Origin of the sequence: Neotamlana sargassicola (assembly GCF_020523965.1) — a bacterium.
GTDB lineage: Bacteria > Bacteroidota > Bacteroidia > Flavobacteriales > Flavobacteriaceae > Neotamlana > Neotamlana sargassicola.
Genome location: NZ_JAJAPX010000002.1, coordinates 661,198 through 678,438, shown reverse-complemented (window position 1 = coordinate 678,438; position 17,241 = coordinate 661,198). Strand labels below are relative to the sequence as shown.

Sequence of the window (17,241 nt, the reverse complement as noted above, 5' to 3'; positions counted from 1 at the left end):
ATATAACTCAAAAAAATACGGTTAAATATAAGCTATTAAATTCACAAAATACAATAGCTCAAATTTCCAAATTTTCAACCAATTATCAAATTCCTATTATTATAGCTTTTAATTCATCATATTTTTAAATATTATCACAAAAAATCAATAAAAACAAATTGCAATTTAACCTAAAAACTTAGCATTTAATACTTTAAACGAGTATTATATGGTTTTATCGTCTTTTTTTCACAAAACAATAACTGCCGCTTAACTTTGATGTATGCAAAGTCCCAAAGCAATAAACATATTATTCTCTTGTATCTTACTTCTACTGAGCTCAACGTTTGCGTTGGCGCAAAGTTTTTGTGGCACTACAATTTCAAACGAACGTGCAGCATACTATAAAAGCTTAAGACCTGACCTTGAAAAATATGAAACTGCTTTCAATATTAAAACAGCAAAAGGTTCTTCAACTAAAACTGAATTAAATTATATCCCAATAAAGGCTCATATTATACGGACCTCGAATGGCGCTTCAGACTTTCATGCCAATGATTTAGATGATGCTATTGAAAATTTAAACGAAATTTACAAAAATGCCTCTATGAGTTTTTACCTTTATGAAGGTATAAATTACATTAATAATGATGCACTCTATCATTTTAAAAAAGGCAATGAGCAATCTTTGTTAAGCAGTAATTACTCAACAAAAGCAATTAATATTTATTTCATTGATTTTTTAGAAAACAGCTCTGGAGAAAGCATATGTGGTTTTACAGAAGAACGTTTTAATGTAATTGCAATGAAATCAAGTTGCGCGACAAACTCATCGACGTTAGCTCATGAAATTGGGCATATTTTTTCACTGGTTCACACACACGGCTGGAGCGACAATGGAAATACAACTGAATTGGTTGATGGAAGCAACTGCGATACAGATGGCGATGGTATTTGCGATACACCTGCAGATCCTGGTTTAAATGCCCAGAATTTAGATGCTAATTGTAACTATATTGGCGGATTAATAGACACAAATGGAGATATGTATGCACCAGATACTGCAAATATCATGTCTTACGCAAATAAATCTTGTAGATCACAATTCTCGAACGAGCAATTTGCAAGAATGTATGCCTATTATAAATTAGTTAAAGAAGATTTTGCTACAGATGATTTAAACTTATCTGGCGTAAATGTACTTTCTGAGATTCGTATTTACCCCAATCCTGTTTCCGGGGGTACACTAAAATTTAATTTAACATCGTTTGAAAGCGCTGTAAATTATAGAATTTCGAATTTACAAGGCCAAATAGTATTAAGAGGCGAATTATCTTCGGCCGAAATAGATGTAAATCAATTACCTGCAGGAAGCTACTTAATTTCTTTAAACGATGCGTACAATAGCGTCGTTAAAAAATTCATTAAATAGTAGACTTTAAAATAGCCTTATTTATTTGCTTAATTAAACTTGGCCCTTCGTAAATAAAGCCAGTATAAATTTGAACTAAATCGGCACCAGCTTCAATTTTTTCTAGAGCATCTTTAGCAGAATGAATACCACCAACTCCAATTATTGGAAAAGACTTATTACTTTTTTCTGAAAGGTATTTAATTACGCCCGTACTTTTATCTTTAATAGGTTGTCCGCTTAAACCACCATTACCAATTTCTTCTAATCGCTCCTTTGAAGCTTTTAAATGACTTCTATCTGTTGATGTATTACTAGCAATTACACCATCAAGATTAGTTTCTTTAACCAAATCAACAATTTCATCTAATTGATTATTGTTTAAATCGGGTGCAATTTTAAGTAAAATAGGTTTTTGTAAATCAAAAGTATTGTTAGCCTTTTGTACAGCTGCAATTAATTCCTCTAAATAATCTTTATCGTTTAATTTAGCATGACTACCAACATTTGGGCAGCTTACATTAAGTACAAAATAATCAACGTAAGGATGCAATGCATTAAAACACTCTAAATAATCATTGGTATAATCTTCGGGTTTTGTTTGGGTATTTTTACCAATATTTCCCCCAATAATTAATTTACCCTTATTCTTTTTTAGTTGAGAAATAGCGGCTTCCAATCCTTCGTTATTAAAACCCATTCGGTTAATAATACCTTTATCATCCTTTAGCCTAAATAATCGTTTTTTAGGATTTCCAGCTTGTCCTTTTGGAGTTACCGTACCAATTTCTATAAAACCAAAACCAAAATTCGCTAATTCATTATACAACACTGCGTTTTTATCGAAACCCGCTGCCAACCCAACAGGATTTTTAAATTTTAATCCAAACAATTTGCGTTCTAATCGCTCATCTTCGATAACATATAAACTTTTAAAAAGTGACGGAATACCAGGTATTTTAGAGGTCGATTTTATTAATGAAAAGGTAAAATGATGAATTTTTTCTGGATCGAATTGAAAAAATAACGGACGAAGTAATTGTTTGTACATCTGTATGGTTTGTGCAAAAGTAAGTGTAAATAAAAAATCAACCAATTACTAAACACAAAAAATTAATAATTGTATTTTAGTACCACGAAAATAACTGATAATTTCTTCACCTAACCCAATCGAAAAACAGCATGATTTCAAAAGACCATATTATAAAACGCTTTATAAGTTACGTAACTGTTGATACCGAATCTGACCCCACATCGAACACTACACCAAGCACCGAAAAACAATGGGATTTAGCTAATAAACTTGTTGAAGAACTTAAAACTATTGGCATGCAAGATGTCGAGATTGATAAGAACGCCTACATCATGGCAACCTTACCAAGCAACGTGGAACACGAGGTACCAACCATTGGTTTTATTTCTCATTTTGATACGTCTCCAGATTTTACAGGAGCCAACGTAAATCCTCAAATTATTGAAAAATACGATGGCAAAGACATTGTTTTAAATGAAGCTGAAAATATTGTTTTATCGCCAGATTATTTTGAAGATTTATTACAATACAAAAATCAAACTATAATTACAACCGACGGCACTACCCTTTTAGGTGCCGATGATAAAGCTGGAATTTGTGAAATAATTTCGGCTATGGAATACTTAATTAATCACCCTGAAATAAAACACGGAAAAATTAGAGTTGGCTTTACACCAGATGAAGAAATTGGTCGTGGCGCTCATAAATTTGATGTTAAAAAATTTGGAGCCGATTGGGCATACACCATGGACGGCAGCCAAATTGGCGAATTAGAATACGAAAATTTTAATGCTGCAGGCGCTGTGGTAACTATAAAAGGTAAAATTGTACACCCTGGTTATGCCAAAGATAAATTGGTGAACTCCATGTACATCGCTCAAGAATTTATAAACTCATTACCTAGAATTGAAACTCCAGAACATACTGAAGATTATCAAGGCTTTTTCCATCTACATAATATTAACGGTAATGTTGAAGAAACTAAATTGCATTATATAATTCGAGACCACGATAAAATGCATTTCGAGGCTAGAAAAGAAGTTATGGTAAAACTTACCAATGAGCTAAACTCGCAATATGGTAAAGAAGTTATTGAAACCGTTATTACAGATCAATATTTTAATATGAAGGAAAAAATTGAGCCTGTTATGCATATTGTTGATATTGCCGAAGAAGCCATGAAGCAAATAGATATAGAACCTATTATAAAACCTATTCGTGGCGGCACCGATGGTTCTCAACTAAGCTATATGGGTTTACCATGCCCTAATATTTTTGCTGGCGGACATAATTTTCATGGACGTTACGAATATGTTCCGGTAGAAAGTATGATTAAAGCCACCGAAGTTATTTGTAAAATTGCTGAGTTAACCGCAGTTAAAGCATAGTTGTTAGTATGAAAAAACCAACATCTGTAGAGGAATACATAGAAAATCACCCAAACTTCGCTGAAGCATTAACGCTTTTAAGAACCCTTATTTTATCTACCGAAGTTGAAGAAACCATTAAATGGAGTGCTCCTGTTTACACGGTAAATGGCAAAAATGTTATTGGTTTAGGCGCTTTTAAAAACCATTTTGGTATTTGGTTTTTTAATGGTGTATTTTTAAAAGATGAAGCAAAAATTTTGATTAATGCGCAAGAAAACAAAACAAAAGCACTACGACAAATGCGTTTTGAAACCGTTGAAGACATAAGCAAAAACCTGGTTCTGGATTATGTAAAAGAAGCTATTGAAAACCAAAAATTAGGTAAAGAAATTAAACCTGAGCGCAAAGGTAAAACTGTAACAATTCCTATTGAATTAAAAACCGAATTAACCAATAGCGACAAACTAAACGCTGCATTTAAAAACTTAACACCTGGCAAACAACGAGAATACTGCGAATATATTGAAAGCGCCAAACGAGAAGCTACCAAACAAACCCGATTAGAAAAAATAAAACCTATGATATTAAATAACATAGGTTTACATGATAAATACAAAAATTGCTAAAGCAGCTATAAAGCTACTTTTGTACCAATAGATTTTCCTTCAATAATATCGATAATTGTATTTGGGTTTTTACCATTTGCTATAAATGTTGGAATATTTTTAGCTGCAGTTTTTTGTGCAAAACCTAATTTTGATCCCATACCGCCACGACCTTCGCCTTCGGTTTTTCCGCTATCCTTAATGTATTTTGCAAGATTTTCGTTGGGATTTACTGTTCTAATCACATCGCTATCAGCTTCTTCCGGGTGTCCATCGTAAAGTCCATCAATATCTGTTAAAATAATTAATTTATCTGCATTAATTAATTCAGCAATTAAACTTGCAAGTTCATCATTATCGCTAAACATAGAGTTTGTAACAGAAACAGCATCGTCCTCATTAGCTACAGGAATTACGCCTTCCGAGAGTAAACCTTCGTAACAGCTTCTCATGTTTTCGCGATGTACACCAGCTTTAAAATCGTTTTTTGTTGGTAAAACTTGGGCACACTTCATACCATAATCATGAAAAATACCATAGTAAAGTCGCATCATTCTTGGTTGCCCAATTGCAGAGTAAACTTGTCTGCGTTGGGTTCTATCTTCAATTTTAGACTTCCCTAAAACCTCTTTTCCTGCTATTACAGAACCAGAGGATACTAAAACACAAATAATATCCCGTTCGTATAGTTCTGCTATTTGCTTTACAAGACCTTCTAAAACAGGTTTTATAATTCGATTATCTTTGTTGGTCATTACATTTGTACCAACTTTTATTACAATTCTTTCTTTATACATTTTAATGTTCTTTACCAAGTTCTACTGCCCTGTTAAACGCAGCGAAAGCGGCTTCTTTTATTAATTCGTTTACATTGTTATCTTCCATCGAGTCTAAAGCTGCTCGTGTTGTTCCTCCTTTTGAGGCTACGCGCTCCATCCAAGAATTTGGCGATAAGTTCGATTGCTTAAAAAGCTCAACCGCACCAGAAAATGTCTGACTCACCAATACGGTAGATTCGTTTTTTGAAAAGCCCATTTGCATAGCAGCTTCCATCATACTTTGCATAAAGTAAAACACGTACGCTGGTCCGCTACCGCTTATTCCGGTAGAAGCATCAATACGCATTTCGTTGCTTACTTGTAAAGATTTCCCGGTGGTATCTAATAAACTTTCTACAGTTAACATTTCTATTCGTGACACTTCTGGAGATATAACGTAAGACGTTAAACCTTTACCTATTTTTGCCGGTAAATTTGGCATTGCTCTTACTATTTTGTGTAAACCAGTGTGCTCTTTTATTGAAGCAATGGTAACTCCTGCCATAATAGATATTACGATTTGTTGGCTATTTACCATAGGCTTTATAGTTTTAAATAAAGCTTCGGCATGATAGGGTTTTACTGCTACAAAAATAATATCTGCTTCGGGTACGCAATCTTTTAAATCGCTAAAAGCATCAAAATGATCTATTTGATTTAGTGCTTCTAACTTTTCTTCAGATTTATCTAAAACCATAATATTCTTGCGTTTAAGAAGTTTTGATTTAGACATGCCTTCGGCGTAAGTTAGCCCCATGTTTCCTGCTCCAATTACTAATACTTTCATTGTGTATGTATTTGTTGTTTTTAAATTTACAATTCTATATAAACAGCATACAATCTTTAGTTTCCTTTACTTCGCCATAATAAGTTTGGCGATATTTATACAAGGTTTTTATAGGCAAGCCAAACAAGCATCTTTTAATACTAGTTACTTGTGTGGTTAATTCGCCCATTTGGATGGTATGTAGTTTCTCGTAAGTTGTTTTTCTTTTTACTTGAAAAATTTTCATTTATATTTTATGTTTTATTTTGAAATACTTATCTGGTTAATCGCATTTCTAAGTTATTTTTTTTAAACCCGTGTTTTTCAAAAAGCGAAATTGCCGGATTATTTACATTTATATGTATGGCTATATCGCCTTTACAATAAAACTTTGCGTGTTTTAACAATGCATCGCCTAAGCCTTTACCTCTTTTGTCTTCTTTTACAGCAATATAAACCAGAATGTTTTCGGGAATATATTCATTCATTCCAGTTCTATTTATTACGATAGCTCCTTGAATTTCATTTTTTTCTTCAATTACAAACACATAACCACCTAAACCAGAAATTTCTTTTGTAGCATATAAAATGGACTTTTTAATGGCACGCTTAGTGTCTCTAAACCTTCCAGAGTATGTATATAAAAAATGGGCTATTCTATTGATATCGTTAAATGATAGCCTAGAAAAAGCATCAAATGTTTTTATAGTCATAAAAAAAGTGAATCACTGCAGTATTTCAAAACAATACTAAAGTGAGATAATTTGTAATATTAAAACAAGGGAACACAGCTCGATAACCAAAGGTTAAAGCGCTTAATGGGAGCTCTTAAAAAAGAAGAATAAATTATAAAGCTGGCGGGATAAATTTATCTGATTGCGTTCTAAAAACCAGAAAGTTAAAGTTAAAGATTCTTTTATTTTGCTTTTCGTGCAATTTTATTCCCATGCTGCAAATTTACAAAACAAGTATCCTAAAGTCAAATTAGTGATGTTAAGATAAACCTAATTTAATTTTAAGTTATTTACTAAAAGTTAAAACCTATGTTAAATCCCACTTAACAAAAATCTATTTATTTAAGAAGCTTCGTATATCAACAAAACCTCAAAAACAAAACATTTCATGCAAGTTAAAAAATACTTAATTAATCCTTTTAAAAATTTACGCAACAAAACTAACTTATTTATAATGGGATCTGGTAATTCAAAAAGTCCAGAAAATCGAATCACCTTAATTGGCACCTTCTTACTTTTACTTTTAGGAATTTACTTTTTTAGTTATTTCCAAATCGATTTTAAACAATTTAATGCAGATAATCGTGCTACAACGTTAGGACTTGTCTTTTTTATAGCGGCCGGCTCTTTATTTATTTACAGAGTGGGATTTTTTCTTTTTATGTGCTACAAATATTTTAAATATAAACCTGTTAATTCGGTTTCCAATAACGATTTACCCAATTGTACCGTAATTGTGCCTGCTTACAACGAAGGCAAACTAGTTTACGACACCTTAATTAGTTTATCGAAAAGCGATTATCCAGAGCAAAAACTTGAGTTACTGGCCATTGATGATGGTAGTTTAGACGATACTTGGCAATGGATGTTAAAAGCAAAAGAAGACTTAGGGGGCAAATTAAACATACTACAACAACCAAAAAACAAAGGTAAACGCCATGCTTTATACCGAGGATTTAATATTGGAACAGGTACAATTTATGTTACTGTAGACAGTGACTCGATTGTAGAGCCTAACACCATAAAAAATTTAGTGAGTCCATTTGTAGAAAATGAAGACTGCGGTGCAGTAGCAGGAAATATTAGAGTACTTAATAACAAAACAGAATTACTACCAAAAATGCTAGACGTTAGTTTTGTTATGAGTTTTGAATTTGTTCGATCTGCAGAAAGTAGCTTAAAATCTGTATTATGTACACCAGGCGCATTAGCCGCTTACCGAAGCGATGTTGTGCACAATTGTTTACCAGAATGGATAAATCAAACTTTTATGGGGCAACCATCGGATATTGGTGAAGATCGTGCTTTAACAAACATGATTTTAAAGCAAGGAAAGCATGTTTTATTTCAACGAAATGCCGTTGCCTACACCAATGTACCAGATAGATATACGGGCTTATACAAAATGTTTATTCGTTGGGCTAGAAGTAATGTTAGAGAAAATATTGCCATGGGAAAATATGTATTTAAAAACTTTAGAAGCGGTCATAAACTAGGTACTCGACTATTATTTATAGACCAATCGGCTAGATTAATAATGAGCTATCCTTTTTTAGTTTTTATGTTATTTTTTGTACTCGTACACCCGCTGTTATTTTTAGGTTCTACATTAGTGAGTATTTTAATAACATCAACGTTTTCGGTAGCGTTCTATTCGCATCGATACAAAATTAAAGAAGCTGTTTGGGCATACACTTATAGTATAATTTACACCTTTGCACTATTTTGGATTACGCCTTACGCAATTGCAACAGCCAGCAGAAGTGGTTGGTTAACACGAGGTTTAGCAGAGAAAAAATAGTTTTTAAAAACGTTAAAACGTGTTAAAAACTTGAAAATAAGGATATAAGTTATATTTTATATGCTATGATTTACGAAGACAAAGCAAAATACTCCGACATTTTAGAAGAGTCGATTTCCTATTTAGAAAACCATGGTTTTGAAAATATAAAAGCTGATATTGAAGGCTATGAAACACCGAAGTCTTATTCGAAATCTGGAAGTGACATTAGTATAACTCCAGATGTAGTTGCCACGAAAGAAGGCAGAAAATATTATTTTGATATTAGTTTAAAATCGGAAAAACCCAAATTACTAAAATCGAAATGGTTATTTTTAAACGCCCTTAGTAATTTAAAATCCTCAAGATTTAGATTAATTACAGCACGAGGACATTACAAATTCACACAAGATATGCTAGATGCTGTAAATTTAAACCATAAGCATTTAATAAAAATTTAAATATTTTTACGCATGCATTAACGATAGAAGCGGCATCCTTTTTTATAAAACTAAAAGTGTAATTTGTTTATAGGTAACAAATTACACTTTTAGTTTTATAAAAAAGATATAGCGTATAGCGTGACGTATTTAAAGCCCAAAAAGCTTTAAATAGGTAATGCCCAATAATTATTTTTATTTTTTTGTAACATTTTTTAATGTTTGTGCGTATAACTACTGAATGCCCTAATATTCACAATTAAATTACAGGAAATTTTTAGATGAGACAACTTAAAATTACGAAGCAGGTAACCAATAGAGAAACCGCTTCGTTAGATAAATATCTACAGGAAATTGGGAAGGTAGACTTAATTACTGCCGATGAAGAAGTAGAATTAGCACAACGCATTAAAGCCGGAGACCAAATTGCTTTAGAAAAGTTAACGAAAGCTAACTTACGTTTTGTGGTATCTGTAGCTAAACAATACCAAAACCAAGGCTTAACTTTACCTGATTTAATTAACGAAGGAAACTTAGGATTAATTAAAGCAGCACAGCGTTTTGATGAAACTCGTGGTTTTAAGTTTATATCTTATGCTGTATGGTGGATTCGCCAGTCGATTTTACAGGCATTAGCAGAGCAATCGCGTATTGTGCGTTTACCGTTAAACAAAATTGGTTCTATTAATAAAATTAATAAAACATTTGCGTTTTTAGAGCAAAGCCATGAGCGTCCGCCTTCTGCGGAAGAAATTGCTAAAGAGTTAGACATGACTATTAACGACGTTAAAGAATCGATGAAGAATTCTGGTCGTCATGTAAGTATGGATGCGCCTTTAGTTGAAGGTGAAGACTCTAACCTTTACGATGTATTAAACTCTGGAGAGTCTCCAAACCCAGATAAAGAATTATTACACGAATCGTTACGTACGGAAATTGAACGTGCCCTTGAAACTTTAACACCTCGTGAAGCAGATGTTATTCGTTTATACTTTGGCTTAGGCAACCAACACCCAATGACTCTTGAAGAAATTGGAGAAACTTTCGATTTAACTCGTGAGCGTGTACGCCAAATAAAAGAAAAAGCTATTCGTAGATTAAAACATACGTCTAGAAGTAAAATATTAAAAACATATTTAGGATAGTAAGTTTTTTATAAAATTTACGTCTAAATTAAGGTAACAACAGTTTAAACATAACTGTTCGTTTTTTGATTGATGAAAGAACCCGCGGCTGATTACCGCGGGTTTATTTTTTACAAAACAATAGTATTTAAGTGTTTTTTACTATTGCTAAAAGTCAATTAAACAAACACAATCAACCATCAATAATTAAACTATGTAAATAAATTGTTAAAATTTTTATAATTTTTCTTACAAATTAAATTAAAATACACTAACTTTACTTTATGCTAAGAACAATTGCTTATAAGAGTAAGGTAAAATCAGGCTTAAGTATTCTTTCTACTGAAATGGTATTTAAAGAAACCCTTAGCAATAATTTTAAACACAATATAACTGGAGTATTAGTAAAAAATAAAGATATTTTTTTTCAAATAATTGAAGGAGATTCTAATTTAATTAATCAATTATTTAAAAAAATCACAAACGATTCTAGACACAATAATATTATTCAGCTAGTTAATGGCTCTATATCTAGTCGAAGCTTTAGTAACTTTAAGGCAGGATATACCGTTATAGAAGACTCAGAATCCATATATGAACTTCATGATTATCTTTTAAAGCTAAATTCTTTACAAGCAGAAAATAGTACACTTTTTTTAGAAATTGTTGAAGAGCTTTTAGAAGCTGTTCAATAAAAATATTAGCTTTGCAATAAAGAATAACTTATTAAAATGTCTAATAAATTAATAGCTCCATCTTTACTGGCTGCCGATTTTGGCAATTTACAACGCGATATAGAAATGGTAAATAACAGTGAAGCCGACTGGTTTCACATTGATGTTATGGATGGCGTTTTTGTACCAAACATATCTTTTGGCATGCCCGTTTTAAAAGCTATAAACAAACACGCTACCAAAACTTTGGATGTACATTTAATGATTGTAAATCCTGACAAATACATTAAAACATTTGCCGATTTAGGAAGCCATGTACTCACTGTTCATTATGAAGCTTGTACACACTTGCATCGTACTGTTCAAAGTATAAAAGCTGAAGGTATGAAGGCCGGAGTAGCGTTGAACCCTCATACCAATATTAATGTTTTAGAAGATATTATTAATGACGTTGATGTTGTATTATTAATGAGCGTTAATCCAGGCTTTGGCGGACAAACCTTTATTGAAAACACCTACCATAAAATAAAAAAGCTAAAACAGCTTATTAATGATAAAAACGCCTCTACTCTTATTGAAATTGATGGTGGAGTAAACGCTAACAACGCACAGCTACTTATAGCAGCAGGCGCTGATGTTTTAATTGCCGGAAGCTTTGTTTTTAATAGTGAATTTCCTGCCAAAACTATTTTAGAGCTGAAAGAAAAAGCTAATTTATAAATAATACCTATTTATTGCAGCAAGAACACGATCTACTCGGTTTATTTTTAGCTGTTTCATATAAATATAACTATTATCTAACATTTGTTGAACTTCAAAGTTATTCGCATATTTTTTTCTGGCCCTGTAAAGCTCGGTTACTGTAGCCAAATCTTCTTCGGTGTAGGAAACTCCAGTATATTCTTGTAGCATAGTAAGATAATTGTACCCAAACTGTTGTGTTGGTTCTATCATGGTACCTTCTCCAAAATCGTTCCAAGTAATCATTTGTATAAAATCGGCAACTTGGTGAGTAGAATTATTTAAAGTTTCAATAAAAGTTAAGCCATCATTTAAAGGTAATTCCCATTCGTTTACGCCATCGCTCCATCCACCTTCGGCATAAAAACTTTTAAACCCCGGGTAAGTTGAACCTATTGTAATATCGTTAGCATTAGCATAGGTATTATAGTAATAATCTTGTGCACCCAAATGATCTGGTGACACCCATAAAAATTCGCCTTTAAAATAGCTTCCTAATGCATGTTTTGTTGCCCAAAGCGATATTAATGCTGGTTGATCTGAGCTTGTAAAAACATTGTTATAAACGGTATTCCATTCGCTTTCTGTGGTTATATAATGTGGGCCAAATATGGATAGTAATTTAGAACCATTTTGAGTCATATAATTAGAGCTCGTAAAATACTCGTCGCGAATATAGGTAAAATCCGCTTCGGCAACCTCAACCGGTGTTTTTGTGGGTTGCATGTGCGTTACACGATCTTCATACATTATAGAAAATTGTAAATCGATATTTTCAAGTTTAGGAATAAAGGTTTCTGTAGCATGTTTAATTAAACCATAATCGTGAATATCACGACTGCCGTACCAATCGAAAATAACACCATCTATTCCAGAAAGTTTCATCAATAAAAAATGATATTCCTGTAAATCTGGGTCGGATGAGGCATAAGGACCAATTAACGGGTTATAATAAGAGGCTATTTCGCGAAAACCATTACCATCAAAAACATCTGGATTTTTGTTTGTCATGGTCCAATGTTGGCCCCAATAGCCGTCGTAATCTTTCGATTGAAACCAAGGCATATAATGCACATAAACTTTCTTAGGGTTAGTTTTATCTATTTGCATTCCTCGGTCTGCAGATTTTTTAAAACTTTTATTTAGAGCTGTGTTTTGTATTAAATTTAATTCTTCCTGTAAAACTTGTTGCAAAATAGAGTCGTTATAAACCTCTTTTACAATTGGTTTAAAAAATACATCCTCTTGATCAATACTTTCTATATTTTGGGGTAATGTGTCAATTTCGCAAGAAAAAAATTGAGTTAGCAAAAGCAAACTTGCAAATTTTGCTACCCTTTTTATTTGGTTGGTCATACTTATGGTAGTTTAGGTTAGAACCTAAATTTACAAAACAACCAATGAATTTTAATATTTTTCCTTCAAAAATTTAATTTAAACAGATAAAAACAACATTTAATCGGATTTTTATTGTGTTTTGTCCATAAACTTGTATTTAAAACCCGCATAATCTAAATAAAAAAGCGTAATGTTTGAGGTAAATTAATATCCTGCAATATTAAAATTTAGCATCTGCTTAATTTTATAATACACTTCTGGAAATTGGCTTTTAAACGCTCCTGGAGTTTCTATAAACGTTTCAATGGCTACTGCTAAAAATTCAAACTGATTGGTAAACGCATATTTTCTGAAGTAATTTGATGCCATTAATTTATTTTTTAAATGCTGATTTGTATTTAAAAGCTTTGATAATTCAGAAAACGAATCGGTAAATATTACAGAACTTACATCTCTGGATTTTAAACTATTTATTTGTATGGCATGAGTAAACTCGTGTATCCCTAAATTTAAATTATCATTATTAACGGCGTAGCCTTTTTTAAAATCTTCCCAAGACAACACAAGCGACTTTAGTCTAGGATTAAATTCTCCTTTATTATAAGTTTTGTTACTCGTGGAATAAAATATTTTAGGATAAACAACGATACGAGAAATAATGTCGATATAAAAATCGCGAAAGCCAAAAGTTAACATTACAGCTGTAGCGGAAATTAACACACGCATTTCGGTAGTAATTATCAAATCGTCTCGTCCTACAAAATCTTTTTCGTCCAAAAATTTATGTAAACGATGCTCAAAATAACGCTGCTCTTTTTTATTTAATCGTTTATAAAATGAAAAATTATTTTTTAAAATTAACTTTTCTTCTGGTTTTAACCGTTTTAATCGTAAGTATAAATGATTGTAAAATGGTTTTCTAAATTTAATAACATAAGCCGTTTCCAATAACTTAAAGGAAAAACTAAATATTTTAAATAATAAAAAAGCTATAAAAAAAATAAGAATTATAACCCCAATATTTAACTTTTCTAAATCCATATAAACTAAAACCACTAAAATATAAAAACACTTTTAGCAGTTACTAATTTCTATTAAAAACTTAAGAAATTAAAATAGTAGAAAAACCTTTTTTTGGTTATACTATTTTTTAATGTACACTGTTTTTACATTAACAAACTCCATGATACCTTCTTTAGATAATTCTCTACCATAGCCTGAGGCTTTAGTACCTCCAAAGGGCAATCTTGGGTCAGATTTCACCATATCGTTTACAAACAAAGCGCCATCGGGTATATTTCCTATTTCTTTATAAACGCTATCTATATTTTCTGTAAAAATCATGGTACCTAAGCCAAACCTTGAGTTGGCAGCCAATGCAATGGCTTCTTCATTATTTTTTGCTTTAATAATTGCAGCTACTGGCCCAAAAGTCTCTTCTTTAAAAACAGGCATATCGGTAGTTACTTCTGTTACAATAGTAGGCTCAAAATAAGCTTTATGGCGTTTGTTCCCGGTTATAATTTTGGCTCCCATTTTTACAGATTGGTTAACTTGCTCTTCTAATTCTTCAGCTAAATCCTCTCTAGCCATAACTCCCATAAAAACGTCGTTATCTTCAGGGTTACCAGAATTAAGCTCTAAAACACTTCTAGTAAAACGCTCTAAAAATTCATCGTAAATGCCTTCGGATACTATAAAACGCTTGGCTGCAATACAACTTTGCCCAGTATTTTGCATTCTGGCCTTTACCATGGTTTCTAAATGTTCATCCAAATTAGCATCATCAAAAACCACACATGCATTATTTCCGCCCAACTCTAGAACTGTTTTCTTTAAATTTTTACCAGCAATGGCTGCTACACTTCTTCCTGCTGCTTCACTTCCTGTAAGTGTAACCGCTTTTACAGTGTCGCTAGCTATAATATCTTCAATTAACTCATGACCTATTAATAAGGTTTGAAAACACCCTTTTGGATAACCGGCCTCCTCAAATAACTCTTGAATTGCAATAGCTGTTCCCGATACGCTAGAAGCATGTTTTAATAGCCCAACATTACCGGCCGTGAGTGACGGAATGGCGAAACGCATGACTTGCCAAAACGGATAATTCCAGGGCATAACAGCCAAAACTGCCCCTAAAGGATCGTAACTTATAAAACTTTCGTGAGCATCTGTTTCAATTATACTGTCTGCTAAAAACCCTTCGGCATTGGTTATGTAAAAATCACACAACCAAACACATTTTTCAATTTCTGCGATACTTTGGCTAATAGGTTTTCCCATTTCTGCAGTCATTAATTTAGCGTACTTTTCTTTATTATCTTCCATTAAGTTCGCTAAATTTTCCAATAACTTTAGCCGTTCTTTAATCTTTATATTCCGCCAATCTTCAAAAGCTGAAGCTGCCTGTTTTAAAATACCGTCAATTTCATTTTTAGTTTGATATTTATAGGTTTGTAAAGGTTCTTGGTTATACGGATTTATAGTTTCAATTTTATTTTTCATAGTCGTACTGTTTTTATTTGAAATTACACATAATGCTTTAAAGTCCATATTATAAAAGACTGTTTAACATAAGTTTATTAAAACATTGTAACTTCTTTAAGAGTGTTTTTACGTAAATAATGATAAATTATAATAGTTGAAAAATTAAAGTTTAATCATTAAAAAAAACAAGATTATGAGTAACAACACAAATTCTGCATTAGGACTTTTATTAGGTGGAGCTATAGGTGCCACATTAGGAATTCTTTTTGCTCCAGATAAAGGAACCAATACAAGAAAAAAATTAAGAGAAGAAGCTGAAGCAGCCAAGGATAATATAGCCTCGACAGCCGAAGATTTAAAAAATCAAGTAGCAAGCACATTAACTACCAAAAAAGCAACTTTAGATGCCCAATTAGAGCATGTAGTTTCTGATGCTAGTTATAAAGCTGAAGATGTAATTACGACGCTAGAGAAAAAGCTTAAAGATTTAAAAGTTAAAAACAAACAATTACAGAAGTAATATGTCGGTTTTTGAACATATAAACGAAACCTCAAATAAAGCCATAGATAAAGGCGAAGAATATTTAAAAAAATCGCAAGAATATTATAGGTTAAAAGTATTTCAACAACTAACCTCATCTATGAGTCTCCTATTTAAAACTATTTTTATGGGAGCCTTGGTTCTTGTAGCATTTTTATTCTTAGCTATATCAGCAGCAGTAGCTATTGGTAACGCTTTAAATAGCGTGCCTTTAGGCTACTTAATTGTTGGTGGTGTATTTTTATTATTATCTATTATATTTTATTTCGCTAGAGGTTTTATAAACAATATAGTGATACGCTCACTATCTAAAACTTTTTTTGAATAATTATGGTAAAGCAATACAAAAATGAAGCAGATATAAAACGACACTTGAAACAATTAGATCTTGAAAAACAAATTGCATGGGAAGAATTAAAAGGTTGCAAAAACGATTTTAAAGAAACTTTACAACCTTACCAATGGATGCAAACAGGATTTAGCATTTTAAAAAAATATAGCATTATGATGCTTGTAAAAAAAATAATAAAGTAACTTAATAAAAACAAAACGCCCTAATATTAAAATATTTGGGCGTTTTGTTTTTTTTAAAGAAGTTAAATATCCCTTCAAAGCTAAGCTTTGAATATATAAAACTCCCACTTACAAATTCAAGGAAATTGGTGACTAATAACTTATTTAACAATTGATATAGCGGGATTAAATTTCCCTCAAAGCTCCGCTTTGAAAATAAAAAAACTCCCACTTACAAATTCAAGCGAGCTTGATTTGACGTGGGAGTTTTTTATTTATTCGTGACCCCGGAGGGATTCAAACCCCCAACCCTCAGAGCCGAAATCTGATGCGCTATTCAGTTGCGCCACGGGGCCTTTTTACCTAAAAATGTATTTTTAAGCTAATTTTGCTTTTACTATGCTAGATATAGTTTTGCCATCGGCTTGCCCTGCAAGTTCTTTGCTTACTAAGCCCATAACTTTACCCATATCCTTCATTCCTTCTGCTCCAACTTGCTCTATAGTTGCGACCACAACTTTTTCTATTTCTTCTTCACTCAAAGCTTCGGGTAAAAATTGCTCTATTACTTTAGCTTCTGCCAATTCAGGTTCTGCTAGATCTGCACGACCTTGCTCTGTAAAAACCGCGGCACTATCGCGTCTTTGTTTTACCTGCTTTTGTAATAATTTAAGTTCTTGCTCTTCCGTTAATTCTTCTTTAGCTCCGCTTTCGGTTTGAGCCAACAAAATTGCAGACTTTACAGCTCTTAATGCTGTTAATGCTGTTTGATCTTTAGATTTCATAGCGTCCTTTAACGCCGTCATTACCTGTTTCTGTAAACTCATTCTAATCTTTTTTTGGAATGCGAATATACTAAGATTCTGTAGGTTTAAGAAATAATA

General features: G+C 32.3%; 20 protein-coding genes and 1 tRNA gene. 11 read left to right on the top strand and 10 right to left on the bottom strand.

From position 1 onward, the window contains the following. Positions 1–262: 262 nt before the first annotated feature. A complete protein-coding gene (locus LG651_RS07550; protein WP_226695521.1) occupies positions 263–1,411 on the top strand; it encodes a zinc-dependent metalloprotease in 1,149 nt (382 codons plus the stop codon). Here LG651_RS07550 and LG651_RS07545 read toward each other — a convergent pair. Continuing rightward, positions 1,404–2,441, bottom strand: a complete 1,038-nt coding sequence (locus LG651_RS07545) for a quinone-dependent dihydroorotate dehydrogenase (protein ID WP_226695520.1) — start codon at positions 2,439–2,441, stop codon at positions 1,404–1,406. The genes LG651_RS07550 and LG651_RS07545 overlap by 8 nt on opposite strands. Positions 2,442–2,572: 131 nt before the next feature. Between LG651_RS07545 and pepT the strand changes: the two genes are divergently transcribed. Both pepT and LG651_RS07535 read left to right on the top strand, forming a co-directional pair. Next, positions 2,573–3,811 carry a peptidase T gene (gene pepT / locus LG651_RS07540; protein WP_226695519.1) on the top strand — a complete coding sequence of 413 codons (1,239 nt, stop codon included), beginning with the start codon at positions 2,573–2,575 and terminating at the stop codon, positions 3,809–3,811. An 8-nt stretch (positions 3,812–3,819) separates the two neighbouring features. Next, a complete protein-coding gene (locus tag LG651_RS07535; protein WP_226695518.1) occupies positions 3,820–4,419 on the top strand; it encodes a YdeI/OmpD-associated family protein in 600 nt (199 codons plus the stop codon). 5 nt (positions 4,420–4,424) lie between these two features. Here the strand turns inward: LG651_RS07535 and proB are convergent, their stop codons facing one another. Genes proB through LG651_RS07515 form a run of 4 tightly spaced genes read right to left on the bottom strand, consistent with a single transcriptional unit; the run spans position 4,425 to position 6,695 of the window. Beyond that, positions 4,425–5,195: a glutamate 5-kinase gene (gene proB, locus LG651_RS07530; RefSeq protein WP_226695517.1), complete on the bottom strand. Its 771-nt coding sequence runs from the start codon at positions 5,193–5,195 to the stop codon at positions 4,425–4,427. 1 nt (position 5,196) lies between these two features. Next, entirely contained in the window at positions 5,197–6,036 is an 840-nt protein-coding gene (gene proC / locus LG651_RS07525; protein ID WP_226695610.1) for a pyrroline-5-carboxylate reductase, read from the bottom strand. A 1-nt stretch (position 6,037) separates the two neighbouring features. After that, the gene (locus LG651_RS07520) at positions 6,038–6,229 is read right to left on the bottom strand and encodes a hypothetical protein (protein ID WP_226695516.1); all 192 of its coding nucleotides are present in this window, start codon (positions 6,227–6,229) and stop codon (positions 6,038–6,040) included. A gap of 28 nt (positions 6,230–6,257) precedes the next feature. Continuing rightward, positions 6,258–6,695 (bottom strand): GNAT family N-acetyltransferase, encoded by a 438-nt coding sequence (locus LG651_RS07515; RefSeq protein ID WP_226695515.1) that lies wholly within the window; start codon positions 6,693–6,695, stop codon positions 6,258–6,260. A gap of 475 nt (positions 6,696–7,170) precedes the next feature. Between LG651_RS07515 and LG651_RS07510 the strand changes: the two genes are divergently transcribed. From LG651_RS07510 to rpe, 5 genes are all read left to right on the top strand, one after another. Further along, positions 7,171–8,517: a glycosyltransferase gene (locus LG651_RS07510; RefSeq protein ID WP_394371661.1), complete on the top strand. Its 1,347-nt coding sequence runs from the start codon at positions 7,171–7,173 to the stop codon at positions 8,515–8,517. 65 nt (positions 8,518–8,582) lie between these two features. Next, complete coding sequence (locus tag LG651_RS07505; RefSeq protein ID WP_226695513.1) at positions 8,583–8,957, top strand: hypothetical protein; 375 nt, start codon at positions 8,583–8,585, stop codon at positions 8,955–8,957. Positions 8,958–9,217: 260 nt separating this feature from the next. Beyond that, complete coding sequence (locus LG651_RS07500; protein WP_019387909.1) at positions 9,218–10,081, top strand: sigma-70 family RNA polymerase sigma factor; 864 nt, start codon at positions 9,218–9,220, stop codon at positions 10,079–10,081. Between the two features lie 263 nt (positions 10,082–10,344). Next, positions 10,345–10,755, top strand: coding sequence for a BLUF domain-containing protein (locus tag LG651_RS07495; RefSeq protein ID WP_226695512.1), 411 nt, complete (start codon positions 10,345–10,347; stop codon positions 10,753–10,755). 36 nt (positions 10,756–10,791) lie between these two features. After that, a complete protein-coding gene (rpe, locus tag LG651_RS07490) occupies positions 10,792–11,454 on the top strand; it encodes a ribulose-phosphate 3-epimerase (protein ID WP_226695511.1) in 663 nt (220 codons plus the stop codon). Here the strand turns inward: rpe and LG651_RS07485 are convergent. The 3 genes from LG651_RS07485 to LG651_RS07475 form a co-directional block, all read right to left on the bottom strand. Beyond that, positions 11,449–12,831 (bottom strand): glycoside hydrolase family 71/99-like protein, encoded by a 1,383-nt coding sequence (locus LG651_RS07485; protein WP_226695510.1) that lies wholly within the window; start codon positions 12,829–12,831, stop codon positions 11,449–11,451. The genes rpe and LG651_RS07485 overlap by 6 nt on opposite strands. A gap of 186 nt (positions 12,832–13,017) precedes the next feature. Then, on the bottom strand, positions 13,018–13,854 hold the full coding sequence (locus tag LG651_RS07480) for a zinc-dependent peptidase (RefSeq protein WP_226695509.1): 837 nt from the start codon (positions 13,852–13,854) through the stop codon (positions 13,018–13,020). Between the two features lie 102 nt (positions 13,855–13,956). Continuing rightward, the gene (locus tag LG651_RS07475) at positions 13,957–15,321 is read right to left on the bottom strand and encodes an NAD-dependent succinate-semialdehyde dehydrogenase (RefSeq protein ID WP_226695508.1); all 1,365 of its coding nucleotides are present in this window, start codon (positions 15,319–15,321) and stop codon (positions 13,957–13,959) included. 175 nt (positions 15,322–15,496) lie between these two features. On the opposite strand from LG651_RS07475, the gene LG651_RS07470 reads away from it, so the two are divergent. Genes LG651_RS07470 through LG651_RS07460 form a run of 3 tightly spaced genes read left to right on the top strand, consistent with a single transcriptional unit; the run spans position 15,497 to position 16,378 of the window. Continuing rightward, entirely contained in the window at positions 15,497–15,823 is a 327-nt protein-coding gene (locus tag LG651_RS07470) for a YtxH domain-containing protein (RefSeq protein ID WP_226695507.1), read from the top strand. Position 15,824: 1 nt separating this feature from the next. Further along, positions 15,825–16,172, top strand: a complete 348-nt coding sequence (locus LG651_RS07465; protein ID WP_226695506.1) for a hypothetical protein — start codon at positions 15,825–15,827, stop codon at positions 16,170–16,172. Between the two features lie 2 nt (positions 16,173–16,174). After that, positions 16,175–16,378, top strand: coding sequence for a hypothetical protein (locus tag LG651_RS07460; RefSeq protein WP_044627581.1), 204 nt, complete (start codon positions 16,175–16,177; stop codon positions 16,376–16,378). A 261-nt stretch (positions 16,379–16,639) separates the two neighbouring features. Here the strand turns inward: LG651_RS07460 and LG651_RS07455 are convergent. Continuing rightward, positions 16,640–16,713 (bottom strand) — tRNA-Arg (locus LG651_RS07455). A gap of 21 nt (positions 16,714–16,734) precedes the next feature. Then, positions 16,735–17,184, bottom strand: a complete 450-nt coding sequence (locus LG651_RS07450; RefSeq protein ID WP_226695505.1) for a GatB/YqeY domain-containing protein — start codon at positions 17,182–17,184, stop codon at positions 16,735–16,737. Positions 17,185–17,241 lie beyond the last annotated feature (57 nt).